Source organism: Haloarcula salinisoli, from assembly GCF_019599405.1.
Lineage (GTDB): Archaea > Halobacteriota > Halobacteria > Halobacteriales > Haloarculaceae > Haloarcula > Haloarcula salinisoli.
The window spans coordinates 652,737-674,297 of sequence record NZ_RKLQ01000001.1 but is presented as its reverse complement, the minus strand read 5'-3'; the positions used below and the strand labels follow the sequence as shown (position 1 = coordinate 674,297).

Sequence of the window (21,561 nt, the reverse complement as noted above, 5' to 3'; positions counted from 1 at the left end):
GAGTTTACTCGTCGTCTCCGAGGGCCCCAGATGGTACCGACGCGCCGCCGTGCGTGCCGACCGGCGGACGGTTCACCTCGGCGGCGGCCGAGTCGCCAGCGTCGGTCCGCTCGTCGCTCCCCGTCTCGATGTCGGTCATCTCGCCGTCCTCGCGTGCGTCCTGGTCGATGCGCATCGAACAGAAGTCGACGCCACACATCGAGCAAAAGCGGGCCTCCTTGTAGTTATCACCGGGGAGGGTCTGGTCGTGGTACGATTTAGCGCGCTCGGGGTCGAGCGCCAGGTCGAACTGCTCGCGCCAGTCGAAGGCGTAGCGGGCCTCCGAGAGCGCGTCGTCCCAGGCACGGGCCCCATCGCGACCGTTAGCAACGTCCGCCGAGTGCGCGGCGATACGGTAGGCCGCCAGCCCGTCCCGTACGTCTTCCTGCTCGGGCAGTCCGAGGTGCTCTTTGGGGGTGACATAACAGAGCATAGCAGCACCGGCCCGGGCGGCTTCAGTCGCCCCGATAGCGCTGGTGATGTGGTCGTAGCCCGGCGCGATGTCGGTCACCAGCGGGCCAAGCACGTAGAACGGCGCGCCGTCACAGACGCGCTGCTGGCGTTCGACCTGCTCGGCGACCTCGTCCATCGGGACGTGGCCCGGCCCCTCGACCATCACCTGCACGCCGTTGTCCCACGCGGTCCGGGTCAGTTCCCCGAGCGTGTCGAGTTCGGCGTACTGGGCCTCGTCACCGGCGTCGGCCAGCGAGCCGGGTCGCAGGCCGTCGCCGAGGCTGAAGGTAACGTCGTAGTCGACGAAGATATCGCATATCGCCTCGAACTTCGTGTACAGCGGGTTCTCCATCCCGTTTTCCTCCATCCACTGCGCGAGAATCGACCCGCCCCGTGAGACGATACCCGTCTTTCGTCCGTCCGTAAGCGGGAGGTGTTCCATCCGAACGCCGGCGTGGATGGTCATGTAGTCGACCCCCTGTCTGGCCTGCTTCGCGATGACATCCAGCAGGAGCTCGTGTGTGATGTCGGCCGGCTCATCGACACGCTTGACGGCCTCGTAGATGGGGACCGTCCCGATAGGAACCGGCGAGTGTTCGACGTTGGCCTCGCGGATAGCGTCGAGGTCGCTCCCGGTCGAGAGGTCCATCACGGTGTCGGCACCGTAGTGAACCGCGGTGTGGAGTTTTTCCAGTTCGCCCTCGAGGTCGCTGGTCTCCTCGCTGTTCCCGATGTTGGCGTTGACCTTCGTCCCGAACTCCCGGCCGATAATCATCGGGTCGAGTGAGTCGTGGTCGACGTTCGCCGGGATGACCGCCTGCCCGTCGGCGACCTGCTCGCGAACGAACTCCGCCGACGTCCGTTCCCGTTCAGCCACCCGTTCCATCGCCTCGGTCACTGTACCGTTGCGAGCCGCCTGGAGCTGCGTCATCGATAATCTAGTTATACTACTTGGTTATAAATTTCGGGGAGGACGCATATACGTCGCTACCGAACGGGACAGACGTCAGGCTCGAACGGGCGGTTGCAGTCTCCTACCTTCCCGGGAGAGCGGTTACCGGGACACAGCCACAGATGTCCGTCTCAGGAAGAAGCGTTGCTGTAAACCGAATCGAGTATGGAGACGCTAACACTCCCGCTCGTGGGCCCAGAACTCCTCGTCGACGGTGACTTCCTTCTTGAACAGTGGGACCTCCGCTTTCAGTCGGTTGATGCCGTCCTGGACGGCGGCGAAGGCCTCCCCGCGGTGGCCGGCCAGGATGACCACGAAAACGATGTCCTCCCCGGCCTCGACGACGCCGGTCTTGTGGTGGAGCCGGACGGCGTGGACGCCGTCGCGAGCTTCCAGTTCCCGCCGCAGGGTGGCCATCCGCTCCCGGGCGACCCCGTCGTAGCGCTCGAACTCCAGGAACTCCGTCGGCGGGTCCTCGGGTCCGTCTCTCGCCCGCACGCGGCCGGTGAAGGTGGCGATAGCCCCCGAACGGTCTTCGTCGGGCGAGCGCTTGACCGACTCGACGAGCGTCTCCAGCGTGATATAGGGGTCCCGTTCATCGAGCGCGTCGAGGATTTCGTCGAGGTCGGCACCCTGGCCGCTGTCGAACCGGGAGAGCACCGGGTCGGCGGCCTCGCGCTCACCCAGGACGACCTTCGGGAGCGAGGCGTCGCTGCACCCCTCGACGAACGTGTAGTCGTAGTCGGGCGCCAGCGCGTCGAGCGTGTCGGTCAGCGAGCGTGACTCGCCGGTGGCGAACCACTCGCCATCGTCGGTCAGCGCAACGGTCTGTGCGGCGCCGGCTGCCCGGTGTCGGGCGGTGTCTTTCCCCTCGGTGTCGATATCCGGCGAGTCTGTACAGTGCTTCACGGTGGCGACGCTGCCGTCACAGCGCTCGACGAGCCGTTCGACCAGCGTCGTCTTCCCGCTGTCGGAGTCGCCCACGATCCCCAGGACCTGCATACGACTGTTTTGCTGGCCGTCCCACGTAGGTGTTTCCGCTCGGGAAACAACCACCACGTCGGCCACCAAGCACTTCACAGGCTGGCCGATGTATCAGGCGTGAACCGACGACAGTATCTACAGACAGCAGGGGTCGCCGCGACAGCTGGCCTCATCGCCGGCTGTAGCGGCTCGACAGGCGGAGACGGTACAAAGACCTACGGCACGCTCGCGACGAGTGTCACCGATATGCCGGGCGACATCGCCGACTTCGAGTCCTGTGTCGTGACGATTGCGGGTATCTGGGTCAAGCCCGCCGAATCTGGCACCGAGTCGGCCGAAGAGACGCCGGAGACGGCCACCGAGGACGGCACCGACGCCGACGGCCGCCGTTACATCGAGTTCGAGGAGCCACAGGAGGCCGACCTCGTCCAGTTGCAGGGCGCCAACACCCAGCTGCTGGACGAGACCGAGGTCGAGACGGGCGACTACCGGTATCTCCAGCTCGACGTCACGGGCGTCGAGGGGACCCTCGACGACGGGAGCGAGACGACGGTCGACACCCCCGGCAACGCGCCGCTGAAGTTCAACGCGGCGTTCGAGATTCGGGAGGAAGAGACGACCAGGTTCATCGCCGACTTCACGCCGGTCAAGCGTGGCCCCAACGGCTACATCATCCAGCCGGTCGCCACGGGGACGAAAGTGCTGTACGGCGAGGAAGAGTACACCGCCGAGGACGCGACTATGACCGAGACGGCGACCGAAGACGCGAGCGCGACCACGGCGACCGAGGACGGCGAGACGAGTACCGGCACCGCCGACGCGACGACACCGTCTCGCTGAGGCCCTTACTCGCCCAGCGCCGACTTCGTCTTCTCGACGACGCGGACGTCTTCGATAGCCGCCGTGGGGTACTGCCCGTCGTCGTCTTTCTCGCTTGCTTTCACCATGTCCCAGACGACGTTCAGTCCCGTCGTCACGCCCTCCAGGGCCTCCATCTCGCAGCCAGTCTTGCCGACCGTCTCGACGGCGACGGTGCATTCGACGGCGCCGTCCCCGACCGAAAAGTCCGTCTCGACGTTCGTGATGGGAATCTGGTGGCACATCGGAATCGTCTCCCAGGTGTGCTTGACCGCCTGGATGGCGCCGATTCGGGCCGTCGTCAGCACGTCGCCTTTGCCGATGTCGTCGGCGGAAATTGCATCGAGTGTGGCCGTCGAGAGGCGAATCTCCCCCCGCGCGACCGCGCGGCGCTGTGTGTCGGCCTTCTCGCCGACGTCGACCATCTGCGCGTCGCCGTCCGCGTCGACGTGCGTGAACTCCTCTGTCATGGGTCGCCCTTCCGCGACCGAACGGAAAACGATAGGGATATCCGTTACCGGCCGCCGGCCTCGACGGCGTAGATGAGCCGCATGATAGCGACACGCTCGTCGGCAAAGGCCGTCGGGTGCCCGCCGATTGCGACGACGATATCGCCGCCCGCGCGCGCTGTCGTAACGTAAATAGCGAACTCGCGTCGCTCCCCGTCGACCGAGAGGTTCGTCTCGAACTGCGTCACGGTCGTCTGACTGCCTAGCATGACGGCCTCGTGGGTCGTGACGTTCTCGACCGTCGCGGTATCGGCGACGCCGAGATTCGACTGGAACCGGCCGAGCAGTTCCCTGTGGCTCTCTTCGGCGATCGGATTCCGGGGAGAGCCCGCGACGTTTATCGCCGGTGTCGAGGCAGTGGCGAACACCCCGCCTGTCACCGTCCGGTTGCCCACCGCGACCGGCTTGTGGTAGACGCGCTGGGGGTTGTTCACCACGACGGTCCGGTCTCGCCCGGCGACAGTGAATTGCCGTTCGACGGTGACGGTGTCGGTGTCGTTGAGTTCGTACCCGGTGTCGGTCAGCGTCTCGTTGTCGGGCGTCGCCGGCGTGGCGCTGAGGGAGGCGCTATCGCTGACGACCAGTCCGAGACTCCTGTCGGAACGAGAGCGAGTAGCAGGGCGACGACGACGAGTGTGGTAAGAACACCGCTCCCAACTACCAGTTTTCGTCGCGATAGCCCCCGTATCCGGCCGAGAACGGCCACGATAAAGACGGGAGGTCCGCGTTCGTCACCGTCCATAGGACATAGATAGTGTGGGAGAGAATAAGCGTGCTGGCAAGGGCGATGCCACCGCGCCCGAATCGAACGCGACCGCCAGAACAGTTACGTGGTCCGAATCGCATGAGAACGCATGGGACGGCGCGAATTTCTACTGGGCACGCTGGCACGGCCGGTATCGCCGGCTGTAGTGCGCTCGGCGACTCCGAGAACGCACAGGGGACCTACGAGCCCAGCGCCGCGGACAATCTCGCGGTGGCCGTCGGGCAACTCAACAAGGCCGCGCTCTCGGTCGACGAGTTCCAGAACGGAGACGGGACCGATGGTCCTGACAACGGCTCCGATGGTGAGGGAACGCCTTCTGAGAGCGACACCCAACGACGGACGTTCGACGCCAGCAAGCCACGAGAGCGAGTGACGGCCGCTCGCGAAGCGATAGCACGTGCCGAGGACAACGGCGCCGAGCAGGCCGACGTTCGAGCGGTCAGGCGGTACGCCGACGGCGTCGGTGGGACAGTCGACGCGGTTGCGAACGTCACCACAGCAAGCAATCGCCTGGCGGAAGTAGACGACAGTTTCGACGGCGACGACATCGATACCGACGCCGCGAGCGCGACGCTAGCGGAGGCGACGACTGCCAGCGCGGCCGCACGTACCGACCAGGAGGACGCCGAGACGGCACTCGCATCGGCGGACCGCGAGCGCCTCCGTGCGGTCGAAGCCAGGTACGATGCGCTGAGCTCTGGCGTCGACACACTGCTCGGGTATATCGTCGGTGTCGAGGGTCTCGCAGTCGGGTACGACACGTACGTCGCGGGAATCGACGGGGTACAGACGGCCCAAGACGAGGTCGACGCGGAGAAGTTCGACGCGGCCAGGGAGTCGTTCTCGGGGGCACAATCGAGCTTCAGCGACGCCGAATCGGAGTTTACGGACGCTATGGAGGGGGTGGCCGACGACCTCCAGAGCGAGCTCACGACGGGTGAGGAACGGAGTCGCGCACTCGACCGACTGTCCGCGGGGTACATCTCGTTGCTCGATAGCCGCGACCACGTCAGCGCCGCGGAATCGGCCATCGAAAGGCGGGCGACGGCGACCCGCGGACAGCTCTCAGGGACGGGAGCGAGGACGCGACGACAGCGTCGGACCGATTCGAGGAGGGGGCGACCGTCCGGGACGACGAGTGCGTCGAGGAGTTCCAGACAGCCCAGGAGCGGGCGACGGCGATGCAGTCGCTCTCGGACGGGTACGTAGACGTTCTCGACGCGCGCGACCACCTCGAAGACGGCGAGGCCGCGTTCCGCGACGAGAACTACGACCAGGCAGACACCGCGTTCAGTGATGCCGGCGCCACCGCCGACCGTGCGGAGACGACGTTCTCGGACGGGGAACCCGGCGACGAGGCCAGCTTCTTCGACGACGCGTTCGACCGGGCGTTCCAGCGGACCTCGGTCCTGCAGTCCCTGAGTGAGGGCTACGGCCTGGTCGTACAGAGTCGAGCGACAGCCGAGGCAGGGCGACAAGAACTGCGGGGCAGGAACTTCGAGGCGGCCAAGTCGAAGTTTCAGACGGCCGACAGCACACTCGGAGAGGCCGAACGCGTCTTCACAGGGGCTCAGTCGGACGCCGGCGAGGCGTACGGCCCGGAAATTGACCGGGCGCTGTGTCGTGTCGGCCACCTCCGGAACGCGATGGACCACTTCGTGGCTGCGTCCCAGGCCGGCAGTGACGGGGACCGGGACACGCTCGAAAGCGAACTGACCGCAGGCGAGACCGATATCGACCGGGCCGGTGAGTGCTGACACCGTCAGACCGCTTTCTGACATGCCTCGCGGGCTAACGCCCGCTCACCGCCTGACGAGTCCAAGCAGGTGACCCACAGCGGGGGCGACCAGCTGCTCGCTCCCGGTGCGGGCCGCGTTCTCGCTGCCGGGCAGACAGAAGACCAGCCGGTCGGCGACGACGCCGGCAGTGGCCCGCGAAGCCATCGCCATCGGGCCGACTTCCTCGAAGGAGACGTAGCGGAACAGCTCCCCGAAGCCGGGAATCTCGCGGTCGAACAGCGGACGGGTGGCGTCGACGGTCACGTCGTCGGCCGTCAGCCCGGTGCCGCCGGTCGTCACCACCACGTCGGCGCCTGCCTCGAGGGCGCCCGTCACCGCGTGGGCGATGGCGACCCGGTCGTCGGTGGCGAGCAATCGGTCGGTTACGTCGTGACCGGCATCGGTCAGTGCCGCCTCGATGACGTCACCGCCGGGGTCCTCCTCCAGTGTGCGCGAGGAGGAGACGGTGACGACGGCAATCGAGACCGCGTCTTCGTCGTGTGCGTGGTGGTCGTCGTGGTTGTCGTCCCCGTGCGAGCCGTCTCCGTGGTCGTGATCCTCGTGGTCGCTCATACCCCCGACAGCGGCCCCGTGGGGCAAAACTGTCGGGGATACCTACAGGTAACTGCAGCGCGTGCGTTCGCCCGTCTATGAACACCACCGGCGTCGTCGTGGCGGGCGGCCGCTCGACCCGCTTCGGGGACCGGGAGAAGGCCCTGGCCGAACTCGACGGCCGACCGATGCTCGCCCACGTCGTCGCGACCCTCGGTGCGGTGAGCGACGGCGTCGTCGTGAACTGCCGGCCGGACCAGCGGACCGCCTTCGCCGACGCGCTGGCGGGACTCGACGTGGACCTCGCGTGGGCGCTCGACGAGCAGCCAGACGAGGGACCGCTGTCCGGGCTGGCGACCGCGCTCGCCGCCGTGGACACCGACCGTGCGGTCGTGCTGGGCTGTGATATGCCGCTGGCCGAGGCCGAGGCACTGTCGGGGCTACGGAGCCGACTGGAAAGCAGCGACGCAGTCGTTCCCCGAACGGAGGGCGGCCCGGAACCCCTGCACGCAGTGTACCGGGTCGAACCGACACTGCGGGCGGCGCGGGCGACACTGGCCGACGGCGAGCGGAGCCTCCGGTCGCTGCTCGACCGCCTCGACGTGACCGACGTCGAGGGCGCTGTTCCGGCGCGCTCGCTCACAAGCGTCGATACCGAGGCGCGCCTGTGGGAGCTAGAGCCCGTTGAGTAGCGCTCACTCCGCGAGGATGTGGGCCGGCAGGTTGTCCCGGATAATCGTCTCGCAGTACTCACAGCGGACGCCGTCGTCGACGACGGCAAAACGGGACTTGACCGGTTCGTCCTCCGTCGAGATGCAGTTGTGGTTGGGACATTCCAGGACGCCCTCGACCATCGAAGGGCGCTCGACACGGGCCTTCTCGACGACCTCGAAGTCCCGGACGATGTTGATGGAAGCTGCGGGCGCGATAAGCGAGAGGACGTCGACCTCGTTCTGGGAGAGCTCCTTGCCCTCGACTTTCACGATGTCTTTCTTCCCCAGCCGGTCGGAGGGCATGTTCATCGCGACGGAGACGGAGTCGCCGCTGGTGCCGTCGATGCCCAGAATGGCCAGCACGTTCAGCGCCTGGCCGCCCGTGATATGGTCGATGACGGTGCCGTTGCGTATCTTCGAGACGCGGAGTTGCTGGTCGTCGTCGGTCATTCGTTTGCCTCCAGAAGCATATCGAGCAGCGCCATCCTGACGGGGACGCCGTTGTGGGCCTGTTCGAAATAGGTCGCATAGTCGGTGTCGTCGATGTCGTGGGCGATCTCGTCGACGCGGGGCAGCGGATGCATCACGGTCAGGTCGTCCTTGGCGGCCTCGAGAGTCTCGCTGTCTATCTGGTACTGCCCGGCGACAGCCCGGTACTCGCTCTCGTCGGGGAACCGCTCGCGCTGGATTCGGGTGACATAGAGCACGTCGAGTTCCGGGAGGACTTCGTCCAGCTCGGTGTGTTCGCGCACTTCGGCACCCTCCTGGTGGAGGTCGTACCGAACGGAGCGGGGCAGCTGCAGGGACTCGGGGCTGATGAAGTGCTGGTGGGCGTCGACGTTCGTCAGCGCGTGGGCCAGCGAGTGGACCGTGCGACCGTACTTCAGGTCGCCCATGATACCGATAGTCAGGTCGTCGAAGCCGGCGTTCTCCCGTATCGTGTAGAGGTCAAGCAGCGTCTGGGTCGGGTGCTGCCCGGCGCCGTCGCCGGCGTTGACCAGCGGGACGTCGACGAACTCGCTGGCCATCTTCGACGACCCCTCCATCGGGTGGCGCAGGACCAGCGCGTCGGCATAGCCCTCGACGACGCGTACCGTATCGGCCAGGGACTCACCCTTCTTCACGCTGGAGGACTCCACCGACCCCATGTCGACGATGTCCCCGCCCAGGCGCTTCATCGCCGTCGTGAAGCTCATCTTCGTGCGCGTGCTGGGTTCGAAAAAGAGCAGCCCCAGCAGCGTGTCGGCGTGCCGGTCGGCGTAGGCTCCCGGGTCCGCCGCGATGTCGGCCGCGTGGTCGAGCACCGCCTCGATGTCGGCCCGCGACAGCTGTTTGGCGCTGATGATGTGGTCGTGCCGCATCTTACTCCCACACCCGCCCCCGACGCTCTTGAATCTCTCGACACGACGAGCGCCCGGTCATGTTCGGTTTTCCTGCTGCCTGCGTGACTCGCTCATCGAGACGAGAGACCGACGGCCTCTCGACCCAGCCACGCATTCGACGCCCACACTTCCTGGCACGACCGGAGCGTTAAAGTCCGGTTGCAGTAGTCCAAACTAGTATGACACGGTCCCCGGAGGCGACACGGTTCGTCCTGGTCGCCGGGACGACGGAGACGGCGCGACGAGAGGGTATCAGCGCCGCTGGCGCGGACGCTGACCTGCTGTCGACGACGCCCGCGGCGGACGCGGAACTGCTCACGTACGGACGGCCGGTCCGGACCGAGACGGTCCCAGTGAGTCCGAGCGGCTGTCCGACGCCGGCGCTGGTGACGCGGGCAGTGCGAGAGCTCCTGGACGTCGAGTTGACAGTCGTCGACGGCGGGCTTGCCGAACCCACGGCCGCACCCACGGTCTCGGTCGGTGCCGGCGTCGGCCGGGACATCGGTGAGCAGGACCCGGTACCGACGGCGTACGGGGCGTTCGAGGCGGCCCGGCAGTTCGGCCGCAAGCTCCCGACGAACGAACTGTGGCTGGCCGAGACGATTCCGGGCGGGACGACGACCGCCCTCGGCGTTTTGCGGGCGCTTGGCGAGGAGGCGATGGTCTCCTCGTCGTTGCCCGAGAACCCAATCGAACGAAAGGAGCAGGCCGTCCGCGAGGGGCTCGAAGCGAGTTCGATGGAGCCGGGCGACGCCGCGGGTGAACCCAAGCGAGCAGTGCGGCGGATGGGTGACCCGGTGCTCGCGACGCTCGCCGGACTCACCACCGGGGCCGTCGAGACCGACACCGCAGTGACACTGGCCGGCGGCACACAGCAACTCGCCGTTGGGGCCCTGGTCCGCCACACCGGCTACGAGGGGCGGCTCGGACTGGCGACGACGAGCTACGTCGCCGACGACCGGACGGTGGACCTCCGATCCAGTGCCACAGACCTCGACCTCGACCTGACCGTCACCGACCCCGGCTTCGACGCGAGCGACCACGTCGCCATGGAGCGGTTCGTCGCCGGCGAAGCCAAGGAGGGCGTCGGCATGGGCGGGGCGCTGACGATGGCCGACCGGGCCGGGATACCGATGGCCGACGTCCGCGAGCGCTTCGCGGCGGTGTACGACGACCTGCTGGGTGAGCACGCGGCCGACACGACGCCGAACGCCGGCGGTGCGTCCCGATGAAGGGGGTCGTGCTGGGCGGGACCGCCTCGGGCGTCGGCAAGACCGTGGCAGCGATGGCGACCATGCGGGCCCTGGAGGCAGCGGGCTACGACCCCCAGCCAGCGAAGGCGGGGCCGGACTTCATCGACCCGAGCCACCACACCGCCGTCGCGGGCAAACCATCGCGGTCGCTGGACCCCTGGCTGGCCGGCGAAGAGGGCACCCGGCGGACCTACTGGCGGGGCGAGGGCGACGTCTGCGTCGTCGAGGGGATGATGGGCCTGTACGACGGGACGAAGGTGTCGACGGCCCGCGTCGCCGAGGTGCTCGACCTCCCGGTCGTCCTGGTGGTCGACGCCAAAGCGGGGATGCAAAGCGTCGGCGCGACGGCGCTCGGGTTCAGGGAGTACGCCGCCCATTCCGGCGTCGATATCGACGTCGCCGGCGTCGTCGCACAGCGCGCTCACGGGGGGCGCCACGCCGACGGTATCCGCGAGGCGCTACCCGACGATATCGCGTATCTCGGACGCGTCCCGCCCACGTCGGACCTGGAGATTCCCGACCGGCATCTCGGCCTGGAGATGGGCACCGAGTCGCCGGTCGACGAAGGTGCGCTCGACGAAGCGGCCGAGACCATCGACGCCGATGCCATCGCCGCCCTCGCCCGCGAGCCGCCAGCGGCGGACCCCGAACGCCCGCTCGAAACCGGTCGCTGGGCCGACGCCGAACGGACGCTCGCCGTCGCCAGTGACGCCGCGTTCTGTTTCCGGTATCCGAGCCTGCGGGAGCGCTTCGACGGCGCCGTTGCCCCGTTCTCACCACTGGCCGGCGACCCGGTGCCCGACGCCGACGCCGTCTACCTCCCCGGCGGCTACCCGGAACTGCACGCCGAGACGCTTTCGGACTCCGCGACGCTCGACGACCTCGCGGCCAGGGCGGCAGATGGACTACCTGTCTACGGGGAGTGTGGCGGGCTGATGGCCCTGTCGGAGTCACTGACAACCGTCGAGGGCCGTAGTTATGAAATGGCCGGCGTCCTCCCGGCGACCGTCGAGATGCGCGAGCGCTACCAGGCGCTGGACCACGTGGAACTGCGCGCTCGCCGCGACTCGCCGGTCGCACCCGCGGGGAGCCGTCGGCGGGGCCACGAGTTCCACTACTCCGCCGCGACCGTCGATGGTGACGCCACCTTCGCGTTCGACGTCGAGCGCGGCGACGGCATCGACGGCGACCACGACGGGCTGACCGAATACGCCACGGTCGGGACCTACTGTCACGCCCACCCGGCCAGTGGCGCCTTCGACGACCTGCTGGCCGACTGACTGTCCGGTTTGGGGAACAATCTGTCAGACGGAACGCTGACGGACGGCTGATCGCCCATAAGGTTTTTTCTTGTTAGCCGTCGTGGTAGGAACAATGACCGAGTTGCGCGACCTGGTCGATAGACTGGTCGCAGATATCGACGCCGTCTTTCTTTTCTCGCCGAGTTCGAGTGACTACGAGACGCTCAGAGAGGTAGACGGCACCGTAGTCGTGGTCGGGCCGGAGAACACCGTCGACGCCGACGAGTTCGTGCAACTCCCCATCGATTTTACTGACCTCGAGGGACGCATCCGCTTTGGCATCGAGGGCGCGATGGAGCAGGAACTCATCGAAGAGGGCGACGAAGTGGCCTGCGTGAGCGACTTCATGAACGGGACGGCAAACGCCGTCGCCCGCATCCAGACCAACGAGTTCTCGCCGTCGGGCGTCTATGACCTCTTTGTCAACTCGCGGGCCGAACCCGGCGTCGTCAGAGACGTCTTCGAGGTGGCCGTCGAACTCGGGAAGAAAGGCCAGAAGGGCAAGCCAGTCGGCGCCCTCTTCGTCGTCGGCGACGCCGGCAAGGTGATGAACAAGTCACGGCCGCTCTCGTACAACCCCTTCGAGAAGTCCCACGTCCACGTCGGCGACCCCATCGTCAACGTGATGCTCAAGGAGTTCTCCCGGCTCGACGGCGCCTTCGTCATCTCCGACGCCGGGAAGATAGTGTCGGCCTACCGCTATCTCGAACCCTCCGCCGAGGGCGTGGACATCCCGAAGGGCCTTGGCGCCCGCCACATGGCCGGCGGGGCCATCACTCGCGACACGAACGCGACGGCAATCGTCCTCTCGGAGAGCGACGGGCTGGTCCGGGCGTTCAAAGGTGGGGAGCTCGTTCTGGAGATCGACCCAGAGGAGTACTAACGATGCAGTCGATTCAGGACTGGCCCGACCTCATCCGGACGCTGTTCTCACCGCAGGGGACCTTCGTCGTCTCGCTCGTCGTCCTGGGTATCGGCCTGCTGGCCGGCTTTCTCGTCTGGCGGGCCTCCCGTCAGTTCATGGAGGAACTCGGCGTCCCGGAGACCGTCGAGGGGACCCCCTTCGAGCGGACCGCCCGCAGCCTGGGCACCTCGACGGTCGGCATCGTCTCGAATCTGGCCGCGCTGTTCGTCTACATCATCTCCATCACCGTCGCCCTGAACATCGCCCAGCTCGTCCAGCCAGAGGCCTACTGGACCCGCTTTACCGCCTTCCTCCCGAACCTCTTTATCGCCGTCTTCGCCATCATCATCGGCCTCATCGCCGGTGACAAAGCGAAGCTGGTCGTCTCCGAGCGCCTCCGCAGCGTCAAGCTCCCTGAGGCGGGCATCGTCCCCGAAATCGTCAAGTACAGCATCTTCTATCTCGCTATCCTCATCGCACTCGGCCAGCTGGGCGTCGCGACGCTGGCGCTGCTCATCCTGCTTGCCGCCTACGCCTTCGGGCTGGTCTTTCTCACCGGGCTGGCGCTGAAGGACCTGCTGGCGGCTGCCGCCGCCGGGCTCTATCTGTTACTCACCGAACCTTACAGCATCGGCGACGAGGTCGTCATCGGCGACCAGCGCGGCGTCGTCCAGGAAGTGGATATGTTCGTCACCCGCGTCGAGGCCGACGGGAAAGAGCACATTATCCCGAACCAGCAGGTGATGAAAGAGGGTATCGTCCGCGTGCGAGAGTAGTCGGTCGGCCCGCTCGGACCGTTTTTCAGTCGACTCGCTCCCCGCTCTCGCCACTGTCACCGCCGCCCAGCGGCTCGGCCGGAACGCCGGCGACTGTCTCGCCGGCCGGCACGTCTGCGACGACCAGCGAGTTCGCCGCGACCTGGGCGTCGGGACCAATCTCGACCCCCGGCAGGACGATAGCGCCCGCGCCTATCATCGCCCGCTCGCCGACGACGACCTCGCCGGTCCGGTACTCCTCTTGCAGGAACTCGTGACAGAGCAGGGTCGCGTCGTAGCCGACGATAGCGTCGTCTTTCACGGTGATGAGTTCCGGCCAGAACACGTCCGGCGTGGATTCGAGCCCCCAGGCGACCCCCTCGCCGACGGTGACACCGAGACGACGCAGGAGCCAGTTCTTGAGCGGTAAACTCGGCGAGACCCGACAGACCAGGATGACGACGTAGTTGATCATTATTCGCAGCCGGCCTTTCCCGTCCGGCCACGGGAACAACGAGTTGCGCGGGCCAGGGGTCGCGACGCGATGGAGTCGGTCGTGTCTCTGCTCCGGCTCGGCGTCTGGCTCTGTCGCGTCGCTCACGCCTGTCGCTTGTACGGCTCCCCTCTTGAACGCCCCGCTAGCAGTGTGAGGAAGTGTTGTTACCGGCGCCGAAACTCTTGTTCCAAACAGCCAGAAAGCCCCCGGACGCTCAGGGGCTGCGACTCGCTGCGCGCGCTCGCTTCGCTCGCGTGCTTACGTCGTGGTTCGAGAGAGCTTCGCTCTCTCGTCATCACGAAAGGCGCGAAGCGCCTTTCGAACGATCTCGCTCCCTGAGCGTCCGGCCCCTTTCAGTCCCGCCCGGTCGGCTGGTCCACGGGGCGGGACTGAAAGGGGCGGCGGGCTCCGGGAAGGCGGACGAAGTAAGCACTGGAACGAACGAAGTGAGTGAAGGGCGCAACGAGACCCCCGACCGGAGCCCGCCGGGGCTTTCTGGCTGTAAACAATCGTGATCTCGCAAGTCGTGAAAACAGATACCGCTCCTAGTCCCGGATCTCGTCCATGTGGTCGATGCGCTGCTGGACGAGGTCGGGTTTGCCGATGTCGTGGCGCACACGCAGGCCCTCGGTTCCCGCTCGCTGGAGGGCGCCCTCGGCGATTTCCTCGGCCTCCGTAATCGAGTCGGCGATGCCCACGACGGCGTAGGACCGTGAGGTCGTCGTGTAGATGCCGTCCTCGCGGTCGTCGACGGAGGCGTAGAACAGCAGGGCGTCGCCGGCGTTCTCGGCGTCGATGGTGACCTTCGCGCCAGCCTCGGGGTCGGTCGGGTAGCCGTCGGGGACGGCGTACTTACAGACCGTGGCTTTGGGCTGGAAGGACAACTGTGGAATCGAGCGCTCCTCGCGGGCGGCGACGAGCACGTCGAGGAAGTCCGTGTTGAGCACGGGGAGGGTGTTCATCGCCTCGGGGTCACCGAAGCGGGCGTTGAACTCCACGACGCGGGGGCCGGTCTCGGTCAGCATGAACTGGCCGTACAGCACGCCCTTGTAGCCGTCCAGGGCATCGACGGTGGCTCGCAGCACGTCGACGGCAGCGTCGTAGTCGTCTTCGGTCATAAAGGGCAGCTCCAGGCTGGCGTCGGAGTAGCTCCCCATCCCGCCGGTGTTTGGCCCTTCGTCGCCCTCGTAGGCGCGCTTGTGGTCCTGGACGGCCGGCGTCACGCGAAGCTGGCCGTTCGCGACGAAGGCCTGAACCGTGAACTCCTCGCCGACCAGTCGCTCTTCGAGGACGACGCGGTCGTAGTCCGAGTCACGGAGGTACTCCTTGGCCTCCGCGGCGGTGCACTGGTCGCCGATGACACGGACCCCTTTGCCGCCGGTCAGGCCGGCGGGTTTGACGGCGAGGTCGCCGTCGTACTCGTCGATGTAGTCACAGGCGGCCTCCATATCGTCGAACGTCTCGAAGTCCGGACAGCCGGGGATGTCGTGTTCGGCCATGAACCGACGCTGGAAGGCCTTGTCCGTCTCGATGCGGGCCTCCTCGGCCTGCGGACCGAAGGCGTAGACGCCGGCCTCGTCGAGCGCGTCGGCGACGCCGGCGGCGAGGGGTGCCTCCGGACCGACGACGGCGAGCGTGGCGTCGACCGATTCGGCGTACTCGGTAACCGCCTGGGGGTTGGTCGTCTCCAGGGTCTCGAACCCTTCGGCCAGTTCGACGATACCCGGGTTTCGGTTGCCCGCACAGGCGTAGAGGTCGGCGTCGGAGTCTGCGAGTGCACGTGCGACGGCGTGTTCGCGGCCGCCGCCACCCACGAGCAGCACTGTCTCTGTCATACCTCAAGGCCTGACTGGCTTCGACGTAAGTATTGTCTTTCAGTGGCTCAGGCTGTCCCCTCCCAGTGTCGACCCGACCGCTCACTCCTCGTCGTTGAGTTCGTCGAGTGCCGCTTCCTGCTCGCTCCGGGTCAGTCCGCCCGCCTCGGCGAACCGGCCGTTGTACTGCCACTCCGGAATGGCGTCCCACGTCGTGGCGTCGTCGTCGCCGCCGAGCCGGCGGACCCACAGTACCGTCACCACGAGCCACGCAACGACCGTGGCCACGAGGGCCGTTCGGATAGCCACGTCGGTGAACGTGGTCAGCAAGCCGAACGCTGCCAGCGCGAAGAACCAGGTAACGCCAGCCGCGACGAAATACTGCACCGTCCGCTGGGACAGCGAGAGGTCCACTGTCTTGTCCATGTTGGTTGGTCATCATATCGGTGCATATGTCTTGTGTGGGCTGGAAAAGTCCGACAGGGCCTCCCATCGGCCGCCGAGAACACAGGACACACCGCTTTTGCGTGTGGCTCTCCGAGTGACAGCCATGAGCGACAGCACGCCCCCCACCGAGCGGAACCGACTCGACGAGGCCGAGAGCCCCTATCTGCGCCAGCACGCGGACAACCCCGTCAACTGGCAGCCCTGGGACGAGCAGGCCCTAGCGGCCGCGAAAGAACGTGACGTCCCCATCTTCCTCTCTATCGGCTACGCCGCCTGTCACTGGTGTCACGTCATGGAGGAGGAGAGCTTCGAGGACGAGGCCGTCGCGGAGATGCTGAACGAGCACTTCGTCCCCGTCAAGGTCGACCGGGAGGAGCGGCCAGACCTCGATTCGGTCTACATGAGCATCTGTCAGCAGGTGACCGGCGGCGGCGGGTGGCCCCTCTCCGCGTGGCTCACGCCCGACGGGAAACCGTTCTACGTGGGGACGTACTTCCCACCCGAAGAGAAACACGGTCGCCCCGGCTTTTCACAGCTTCTGGACCGGCTCGCAAACTCCTGGTCTGACCCTGAACAACGCAGCGAGATGGAGAACCGCGCCCAGCAGTGGACCGACGCCATCGAGAGCGACCTCGAAGACGTCGGCGAGCCCGGCGACCCCGACGAGAACATCATCGGGACGGCGGCGACCATCGCCCACCGCGGTGCGGACCGCGACCACGGCGGCTGGGGGTCGGGCGGCCCGAAGTTCCCCCAGACCGGCCGTATCCACGCCTTGCTTCGTGCTCACGCGGACGGCGAGGCGCCGAGCGGCGGCGGGCTCTCCGGACCACAGGGTGGCGGTGGGGAGCCCAGCGACGACTACCTGACCGTCGTCGAACAGACGCTCAACGCGATGGCCGACCGTGGCCTGTACGACCACGTCGGCGGCGGCTTCCACCGCTACTCGACGGATATGCAGTGGGCGGTGCCCCACTTCGAGAAGATGCTGTACGACAACGCCGAGATTCCGCGGGCCTTCCTCGCGGGGTATCAGGCCATCGGCAACGAGCGGTACGCCTCCGTGGTCCGGGAGACGTTCGAGTTCGTCCAGCGGGAACTCCAGCACGAGGAGGGTGGCTTCTTCAGCACGCTCGATGCAGTGAGTCGACCGCCAGGAAGTGAGCCCAAGGCCGACACTGAAGAGGGTGCCTTCTACGTCTGGACGCCCGAACAGGTCCACGAAGCCGTCGCGGACGAGCAGGCGGCGGATATCTTCTGTGAGTACTTCGGTGTCAGCGAGAAGGGGAACTTCGAGGGTGCGACGGTCCTGGGTGTTCGCAAGCCCGTGGACGTGCTGGCCGAAGAGTACGAACTGAGCGAGGCCGAGTTGACCGAGAAACTGCAGGGGGCGCTCAACGAGGCCTTCGAGGCCCGCGAGGAGCGCCCCCGGCCCGCCCGCGACGAGAAGATACTGGCCGGCTGGAACGGGTTGATGATATCCACCCTCGCCGAGGGCGCCGTGGTGCTCGACGACGCCTACGCCGACGTGGCCGCCGACGCCCTGGGCTTCGTCCGCGAGCACCTCTGGGACGAGTCCGAGAAACGGCTCTCACGTCGCTACAAGGACGGCGACGTTGCCATCGACGGCTATCTCGAGGACTACGCGTTCCTCGGCCGTGGCGCCTTCGACCTGTATCAGGCCACCGGCGAGGTCGAGTATCTGGCGTTCGCGCTGGAGCTGGCCGACGCTATCGTCGAGGCGTTCTGGGACAGCGAGGAGGGGACGCTGTATTTCACCCCGACCGGCGGCGAGTCGCTCGTCGCCCGCCCGCAGGAACTGACCGACCAGTCCACGCCCTCCAGTACGGGTGTGGCCGCCTCGCTCCTGCTGGAACTCGACCACTTCCGAGAGGGTGACCGCCTGGGTGAAGTCGCCGAACGGGTCCTCCGGAGCCACGCCGACCGCACCTCGGCGAACCCGCTCCAGCACGCCTCGCTCACCCTCGCGACGGACACCTACGAGCAGGGGTCGCTCGAACTGACGCTCGTCTGTGACCCGGCCGACCCGCCCAGCGAGTGGACCGAGACGCTCGCCGAGCGGTACGTCCCGCGCCGGCTGCTGGCCTGGCGGCCCGACGACGACGGCGCGTTCCAGTCCTGGCTCGAAACCATAGACCTTGACGAGGCACCGCCAATCTGGGCCGGCCGTGACGCCGCCGACGGCGAACCGACGGTGTACGCCTGCCGGGACTTCGCCTGTTCGCCGCCCCAGCACGACCTCGGGGCGGCGCTGGACTGGGGCGAGAACTAGCGGCCGCCCGAACCGGTCGCCCCCGGCTCAGTAGTGTTTGAACAGCAATCCTCTCACGTCGTCTTTCGTTCGAACCGTCTCAGTCGTCCCGTCCGGCAGGTCGACCTCGTACGGCGAGTCGCTCCCGCCCTCGCGCCACTTGTCCTCGTGGTCGGTCAGTAGCTGGTTGGCCGCCGAGAGGACCGCACCCGGCCCGTCGTTGGCTGCTGCCGAGGTCGACGTGCTCCCGCCACTATCGTCGCTCTCCGTCTCCGCGCCCGCGTCAGTCTCGTCTCCCACCTCCTCACCCGCGTCAGTCTCGTCCCCCGTCTCCTCACCCACATCAGTCTCGTCCGCTGCCTCGTCGTCCGCATCAGTCTCGGGCTCCGAATCGTCATCGGCGTCCGTTTCCGCAGTCGACGGTGTCTCCGACGACGACTCGTCGGCCTCACTGGTCTCCGCCGCGTCGTCCTCGACCCCGCTTTCTGCGTCGCCGCCCTCGACGTCGGCGAGTCGCGCCGCGAACTCCCCGACCCCCAGCGTCGAGAGCAGTTCCCCTCGCATGGTCTCGGCGTCGATGCCGCTGCCGGGGACTCCTTCGACGTCGGTCGCGACCGCCTGGAGCGCCCCGAACTCGGCTGTGGCGATTCGTTCGTGGGCGACGTCGCCCTGCTGCTCGGGGGGCGTGTACGTGTCGAGGAGATACTGGACGACATCCGTCGTCCGGATGTGGCCGTACGTGTCGATGTAGGCCGACTCGATCTCTTCCTGAATCGCCTCTAGACGCTCACGCTGTGACTCGGTGACCGTTATCTCGGGCATTAGTACCCAAGTTTCTATCGCCCAGCTTCGTGTAGTTTACCCCCGAATCCAGGGGCTGAACGCGAGGCGTCCCAACGCCGAGGCCATCGCGATTCGACGGCGGTTCCCGGACAACTCGTTCGCACAGTCCAAGCGGTTATCACTCCCGCCCGGAGTAGGCTACGGTCATGTCCCGGGCTGAGAGGGTACGGCGCGTAGAGCGGGTGTTCGAGGCGTTCAACGACCACGATACGGACGGCATCGTCGCCGAGATGGCCCCCGAAGGGACCTTTACCGACCCGTTCCAGGACGAACCGCTCGCGAAAGCCGAGTTCCACGAGATGTGTGTCGGCTTCTTCGACGTGTTCCCCGACGCCAGGTGGGAGCGCGAGCGGGTTATCGGGGGCGAGGACAGCACGGTCGCCGTGCAAGCGACGCTTTACGGGACGTTCGAGGAGTCACTGGAACACGTTCCCCCGACTGGCGAGTCGCTCGCACTGCCCACCGTCTCGCTGTTTACGATGTCAGATGCGGGCATTACGACCTGGCGGGATTACTGGGACCTGGCGACGTTCAAGCGACAGCTCGGCATCTCGTTCCCGGCGGTGCTTGGACACCTGCCCCGGATGCTCCGGTGGAAACTCCGAACGCTGTAGGCCGCGCCAGTCAGTCCGCCGTGAACTCGACGCCGGTAATCTCGAAGCGGGCGCCCCCCTCAGCACTCGCCGTCGCCCGAATCGACCAGCCGTGTGCCTCGGCCACCTGCTTGACGATGTTCAGTCCGAAGCCGGTTCCTTCGCCACTCGTCGAGTAGCCGACTCTGAAGACGCGGTCGCGTTCGGCCACGGGAATGCCCGACCCGTCGTCGGCCACGTAGAAGCCGTCGTCGAGGCGGCCGACGGTAATCGAGACGTCCTGACCGCCGTGGCTGATTGCGTTGGCAAAGAGGTTCTCGAACAGGTGTCTGAGACGGGATTCCTCGGCGACGATGGTCGCGTCCGTCGTCACTGAGAGTGCGTCCGCAGACACCCCGGTCGTCCGGGCAGACGCCCTGGCAAGGTCCGGAAGCCGGACCGGCGCTGGCTCGGAGTCCGTCTCACCGTGTCGCGCGAGGTTCACCAGATTATCGATGAGCCGCTCCATCCGAGCCACGGTGTCGTGACAGCGTTCGAGTGACTCTTCGTCGTCGGTCTCGATGAGGTCCAGTGACGCCGAAAGCGTCCGGAGCGGGTTCCGGAGGTCGTGGCTCACCACCGTCACGAACTCGTCGAGACGGTCGTTCTGCCGCCTGAGTTCGCGTTCGCGCTCCTTCCGGGCCGAGATATCGCGGAAGTACCCCTGATTGTACTCCTCCCCGTCGATTTCGACGGTCTGGGCGTTGATCTCTACAGGTATCTGCTCGCCGTCCGTGTCGACGACGGCGAGTTCGACCTGCTCCCCGAGCGTCTCGTCACGGCCACCGTCAGCACCGACGTGTTCACTGAACACGTCGGCGTACTCCCCGGCCTTCTCTGGAGGATGGAGCGCCGTCTGGTCGAGCCCGACAATCTCCTCGCGAGACCGGCCGAGCAGCCGTGTCGCCGCCTGGTTGGTCTCGCGGATTTCGCCGGAGTCGGCGTCAGCGACGAAGACCGCGTCCGGGGCGCCGTCCAGCAGCGTCTGATACCACTCTTTGGTCTGTGCGATGTTCTGTTCCCGTTCCTTGCGTTCGGTGATGTCCCGTATCGTCCCCCGGACACGTTTGCAGGTGCCGTTCTCGAACTGCGGGTCGGCCCGCGTACGCACCCACTTTTCGGTGCCGTCCGCCGCGATGATGCGGACCTCGATATCGTACGGCTCGCCGTCCTCTAAGGCCCCTGCCACGGCGTCGCGAACGGTTTCACGGTCGTCCGGGTGGTAGAACCGTTCGATGTCCTGTTCGGGGTCGGGCTTGTAATCTGTATCGACGCCGTAGATCTCGTACACCTGGTCGGTGAAGTACGCCGCGTCCGCCCGGGGGTCGTACTCCCAGGCCCCCACGTCGGCGAGGTCCTGGGTCTTCTCCAGCAGTACGTTCTTCCGTTCCAGCTCCCGCTCCGCGCGAAACTGCGCCACTGCCCGACTGACCCGGTTCGCGAGGAGTTCGTACTGGTCCGTCCCGGTCGCTTTCTGGAGATAATCCGTCGCCCCGAGGGTGAGCGCCTCGCTCGCGACTTCCTCGCTCCCCTTGCCGGTAAAGAGGATAAACGGGAGGTCGGGGTGGTCCTCACGGACGGCTTCGAGGAACTCGAGGCCGTCCATCCCGGGCATCTCGTAATCGGAGATGATACAGTCGACCGCCGGCGTGAGTCGGGCCAGTCCATCGGCCCCGCCCAGGGCGGTCTCGATAGTGAAGCGGTCGTCCCCGCGCTGGAGAAATTCGGCTGTCACGTCGGCGAAATCGGGGTCGTCGTCGACGTGGAGAATACGAATCGCATCACCCATACTCTCCATATACACTCACGTTGTGTGTGATAGTTCCTCGGGTTCCTGGAGTTCGCTGGCGACCCCCTG

General features: G+C 66.7%; 22 protein-coding genes. 10 read left to right on the top strand and 12 right to left on the bottom strand.

The window, feature by feature from the left end:
• Nucleotides 1-4: 4 nt before the first annotated feature.
• The gene (thiC, locus tag EGD98_RS03515) at nucleotides 5-1,423 is read right to left on the bottom strand and encodes a phosphomethylpyrimidine synthase ThiC (RefSeq protein WP_220586969.1); all 1,419 of its coding nucleotides are present in this window, start codon (nucleotides 1,421-1,423) and stop codon (nucleotides 5-7) included.
• A 195-nt stretch (nucleotides 1,424-1,618) separates the two neighbouring features.
• A complete protein-coding gene (locus tag EGD98_RS03510) occupies nucleotides 1,619-2,446 on the bottom strand; it encodes a molybdopterin synthase (protein ID WP_220586968.1) in 828 nt (275 codons plus the stop codon).
• Nucleotides 2,447-2,527: 81 nt separating this feature from the next.
• Here EGD98_RS03510 and EGD98_RS03505 point away from each other — a divergent pair, with 81 nt between their 5' ends.
• Nucleotides 2,528-3,268, top strand: a complete 741-nt coding sequence (locus tag EGD98_RS03505) for a DUF4382 domain-containing protein (RefSeq protein ID WP_220588023.1) — start codon at nucleotides 2,528-2,530, stop codon at nucleotides 3,266-3,268.
• Between the two features lie 5 nt (nucleotides 3,269-3,273).
• Here EGD98_RS03505 and moaC read toward each other — a convergent pair whose 3' ends face one another.
• The gene (gene moaC, locus EGD98_RS03500) at nucleotides 3,274-3,756 is read right to left on the bottom strand and encodes a cyclic pyranopterin monophosphate synthase MoaC (RefSeq protein ID WP_220586967.1); all 483 of its coding nucleotides are present in this window, start codon (nucleotides 3,754-3,756) and stop codon (nucleotides 3,274-3,276) included.
• 44 nt (nucleotides 3,757-3,800) lie between these two features.
• Nucleotides 3,801-4,319: a DUF6517 family protein gene (locus EGD98_RS03495; protein ID WP_236039378.1), complete on the bottom strand. Its 519-nt coding sequence runs from the start codon at nucleotides 4,317-4,319 to the stop codon at nucleotides 3,801-3,803.
• A 320-nt stretch (nucleotides 4,320-4,639) separates the two neighbouring features.
• Between EGD98_RS03495 and EGD98_RS03490 the strand changes: the two genes are divergently transcribed.
• Both EGD98_RS03490 and EGD98_RS03485 read left to right on the top strand, forming a co-directional pair.
• A complete protein-coding gene (locus tag EGD98_RS03490) occupies nucleotides 4,640-5,770 on the top strand; it encodes a hypothetical protein (protein WP_220586966.1) in 1,131 nt (376 codons plus the stop codon).
• Entirely contained in the window at nucleotides 5,743-6,318 is a 576-nt protein-coding gene (locus tag EGD98_RS03485) for a hypothetical protein (RefSeq protein ID WP_220586965.1), read from the top strand. Before EGD98_RS03490 ends, EGD98_RS03485 begins: the two co-directional genes overlap by 28 nt.
• A gap of 45 nt (nucleotides 6,319-6,363) precedes the next feature.
• On the opposite strand, the gene EGD98_RS03480 is transcribed toward EGD98_RS03485, so the two are convergent.
• Complete coding sequence (locus tag EGD98_RS03480) at nucleotides 6,364-6,912, bottom strand: MogA/MoaB family molybdenum cofactor biosynthesis protein (RefSeq protein ID WP_220586964.1); 549 nt, start codon at nucleotides 6,910-6,912, stop codon at nucleotides 6,364-6,366.
• A 77-nt stretch (nucleotides 6,913-6,989) separates the two neighbouring features.
• Here EGD98_RS03480 and mobA point away from each other — a divergent pair, with 77 nt between their 5' ends.
• Complete coding sequence (gene mobA, locus EGD98_RS03475; RefSeq protein ID WP_220586963.1) at nucleotides 6,990-7,583, top strand: molybdenum cofactor guanylyltransferase; 594 nt, start codon at nucleotides 6,990-6,992, stop codon at nucleotides 7,581-7,583.
• Nucleotides 7,584-7,586: 3 nt separating this feature from the next.
• Here mobA and pyrI read toward each other — a convergent pair whose 3' ends face one another.
• Together pyrI and pyrB are read right to left on the bottom strand one after the other, a co-directional pair.
• On the bottom strand, nucleotides 7,587-8,054 hold the full coding sequence (gene pyrI / locus EGD98_RS03470) for an aspartate carbamoyltransferase regulatory subunit (RefSeq protein WP_220586962.1): 468 nt from the start codon (nucleotides 8,052-8,054) through the stop codon (nucleotides 7,587-7,589).
• Nucleotides 8,051-8,965, bottom strand: coding sequence for an aspartate carbamoyltransferase (gene pyrB, locus EGD98_RS03465; protein ID WP_220586961.1), 915 nt, complete (start codon nucleotides 8,963-8,965; stop codon nucleotides 8,051-8,053). The genes pyrI and pyrB overlap by 4 nt, the downstream gene beginning before the upstream one ends.
• A 200-nt stretch (nucleotides 8,966-9,165) precedes the next feature.
• Between pyrB and cobT the strand changes: the two genes are divergently transcribed.
• The 4 genes from cobT to EGD98_RS03445 all read left to right on the top strand — a co-directional run bounded on the left by cobT (nucleotide 9,166) and on the right by EGD98_RS03445 (nucleotide 13,220).
• The gene (gene cobT, locus EGD98_RS03460; RefSeq protein ID WP_220586960.1) at nucleotides 9,166-10,218 is read left to right on the top strand and encodes a nicotinate mononucleotide-dependent phosphoribosyltransferase CobT; all 1,053 of its coding nucleotides are present in this window, start codon (nucleotides 9,166-9,168) and stop codon (nucleotides 10,216-10,218) included.
• Nucleotides 10,215-11,519: a cobyrinic acid a,c-diamide synthase gene (locus tag EGD98_RS03455; protein WP_220586959.1), complete on the top strand. Its 1,305-nt coding sequence runs from the start codon at nucleotides 10,215-10,217 to the stop codon at nucleotides 11,517-11,519. Before cobT ends, EGD98_RS03455 begins: the two co-directional genes overlap by 4 nt.
• Before the next feature lie 94 nt (nucleotides 11,520-11,613).
• Nucleotides 11,614-12,423, top strand: a complete 810-nt coding sequence (dacZ, locus tag EGD98_RS03450) for a diadenylate cyclase DacZ (protein WP_220586958.1) — start codon at nucleotides 11,614-11,616, stop codon at nucleotides 12,421-12,423.
• Between the two features lie 2 nt (nucleotides 12,424-12,425).
• Nucleotides 12,426-13,220, top strand: coding sequence for a mechanosensitive ion channel domain-containing protein (locus EGD98_RS03445; protein WP_220586957.1), 795 nt, complete (start codon nucleotides 12,426-12,428; stop codon nucleotides 13,218-13,220).
• A 25-nt stretch (nucleotides 13,221-13,245) separates the two neighbouring features.
• Here the strand turns inward: EGD98_RS03445 and EGD98_RS03440 are convergent, their stop codons facing one another.
• The 3 genes from EGD98_RS03440 to EGD98_RS03430 all read right to left on the bottom strand — a co-directional run bounded on the left by EGD98_RS03440 (nucleotide 13,246) and on the right by EGD98_RS03430 (nucleotide 15,935).
• The gene (locus tag EGD98_RS03440; RefSeq protein WP_220586956.1) at nucleotides 13,246-13,800 is read right to left on the bottom strand and encodes an acyltransferase; all 555 of its coding nucleotides are present in this window, start codon (nucleotides 13,798-13,800) and stop codon (nucleotides 13,246-13,248) included.
• Between the two features lie 440 nt (nucleotides 13,801-14,240).
• Nucleotides 14,241-15,530: a phosphoribosylamine--glycine ligase gene (purD, locus tag EGD98_RS03435; protein ID WP_220586955.1), complete on the bottom strand. Its 1,290-nt coding sequence runs from the start codon at nucleotides 15,528-15,530 to the stop codon at nucleotides 14,241-14,243.
• Between the two features lie 81 nt (nucleotides 15,531-15,611).
• A complete protein-coding gene (locus EGD98_RS03430) occupies nucleotides 15,612-15,935 on the bottom strand; it encodes a hypothetical protein (protein WP_220586954.1) in 324 nt (107 codons plus the stop codon).
• Nucleotides 15,936-16,059: 124 nt separating this feature from the next.
• Between EGD98_RS03430 and EGD98_RS03425 the strand changes: the two genes are divergently transcribed.
• A complete protein-coding gene (locus EGD98_RS03425) occupies nucleotides 16,060-18,249 on the top strand; it encodes a thioredoxin domain-containing protein (protein WP_220586953.1) in 2,190 nt (729 codons plus the stop codon).
• A 27-nt stretch (nucleotides 18,250-18,276) separates the two neighbouring features.
• On the opposite strand, the gene EGD98_RS03420 is transcribed toward EGD98_RS03425, so the two are convergent.
• On the bottom strand, nucleotides 18,277-19,050 hold the full coding sequence (locus EGD98_RS03420) for an MSCRAMM family adhesin SdrC (protein WP_220586952.1): 774 nt from the start codon (nucleotides 19,048-19,050) through the stop codon (nucleotides 18,277-18,279).
• A gap of 167 nt (nucleotides 19,051-19,217) precedes the next feature.
• On the opposite strand from EGD98_RS03420, the gene EGD98_RS03415 reads away from it, so the two are divergent.
• On the top strand, nucleotides 19,218-19,685 hold the full coding sequence (locus EGD98_RS03415; RefSeq protein WP_220586951.1) for an ester cyclase: 468 nt from the start codon (nucleotides 19,218-19,220) through the stop codon (nucleotides 19,683-19,685).
• 10 nt (nucleotides 19,686-19,695) lie between these two features.
• Here the strand turns inward: EGD98_RS03415 and EGD98_RS03410 are convergent, their stop codons facing one another.
• Nucleotides 19,696-21,492: a PAS domain S-box protein gene (locus tag EGD98_RS03410; RefSeq protein ID WP_220586950.1), complete on the bottom strand. Its 1,797-nt coding sequence runs from the start codon at nucleotides 21,490-21,492 to the stop codon at nucleotides 19,696-19,698.
• Nucleotides 21,493-21,561: the final 69 nt, after the last annotated feature.

Bases quoted from the DNA above. Each gene is read 5' to 3' on its own strand.
- thiC (WP_220586969.1), bottom strand. From the start codon at position 1,423: ATGACGCAGCTCCAGGCGGCTCGCAACGGTACAGTGACCGAGGCGATG.
- EGD98_RS03510 (WP_220586968.1), bottom strand. From the start codon at position 2,446: ATGCAGGTCCTGGGGATCGTGGGCGACTCCGACAGCGGGAAGACGACG.
- moaC (WP_220586967.1), bottom strand. From the start codon at position 3,756: ATGACAGAGGAGTTCACGCACGTCGACGCGGACGGCGACGCGCAGATG.
- EGD98_RS03490 (WP_220586966.1), top strand. From the start codon at position 4,640: ATGAGAACGCATGGGACGGCGCGAATTTCTACTGGGCACGCTGGCACG.
- EGD98_RS03485 (WP_220586965.1), top strand. From the start codon at position 5,743: ATGCAGTCGCTCTCGGACGGGTACGTAGACGTTCTCGACGCGCGCGAC.
- EGD98_RS03480 (WP_220586964.1), bottom strand. From the start codon at position 6,912: ATGAGCGACCACGAGGATCACGACCACGGAGACGGCTCGCACGGGGAC.
- mobA (WP_220586963.1), top strand. From the start codon at position 6,990: ATGAACACCACCGGCGTCGTCGTGGCGGGCGGCCGCTCGACCCGCTTC.
- pyrI (WP_220586962.1), bottom strand. From the start codon at position 8,054: ATGACCGACGACGACCAGCAACTCCGCGTCTCGAAGATACGCAACGGC.
- pyrB (WP_220586961.1), bottom strand. From the start codon at position 8,965: ATGCGGCACGACCACATCATCAGCGCCAAACAGCTGTCGCGGGCCGAC.
- cobT (WP_220586960.1), top strand. From the start codon at position 9,166: ATGACACGGTCCCCGGAGGCGACACGGTTCGTCCTGGTCGCCGGGACG.
- EGD98_RS03455 (WP_220586959.1), top strand. From the start codon at position 10,215: ATGAAGGGGGTCGTGCTGGGCGGGACCGCCTCGGGCGTCGGCAAGACC.
- dacZ (WP_220586958.1), top strand. From the start codon at position 11,614: ATGACCGAGTTGCGCGACCTGGTCGATAGACTGGTCGCAGATATCGAC.
- EGD98_RS03445 (WP_220586957.1), top strand. From the start codon at position 12,426: ATGCAGTCGATTCAGGACTGGCCCGACCTCATCCGGACGCTGTTCTCA.
- purD (WP_220586955.1), bottom strand. From the start codon at position 15,530: ATGACAGAGACAGTGCTGCTCGTGGGTGGCGGCGGCCGCGAACACGCC.
- EGD98_RS03430 (WP_220586954.1), bottom strand. From the start codon at position 15,935: ATGGACAAGACAGTGGACCTCTCGCTGTCCCAGCGGACGGTGCAGTAT.
- EGD98_RS03425 (WP_220586953.1), top strand. From the start codon at position 16,060: ATGAGCGACAGCACGCCCCCCACCGAGCGGAACCGACTCGACGAGGCC.
- EGD98_RS03420 (WP_220586952.1), bottom strand. From the start codon at position 19,050: ATGCCCGAGATAACGGTCACCGAGTCACAGCGTGAGCGTCTAGAGGCG.
- EGD98_RS03415 (WP_220586951.1), top strand. From the start codon at position 19,218: ATGTCCCGGGCTGAGAGGGTACGGCGCGTAGAGCGGGTGTTCGAGGCG.
- EGD98_RS03410 (WP_220586950.1), bottom strand. From the start codon at position 21,492: ATGGGTGATGCGATTCGTATTCTCCACGTCGACGACGACCCCGATTTC.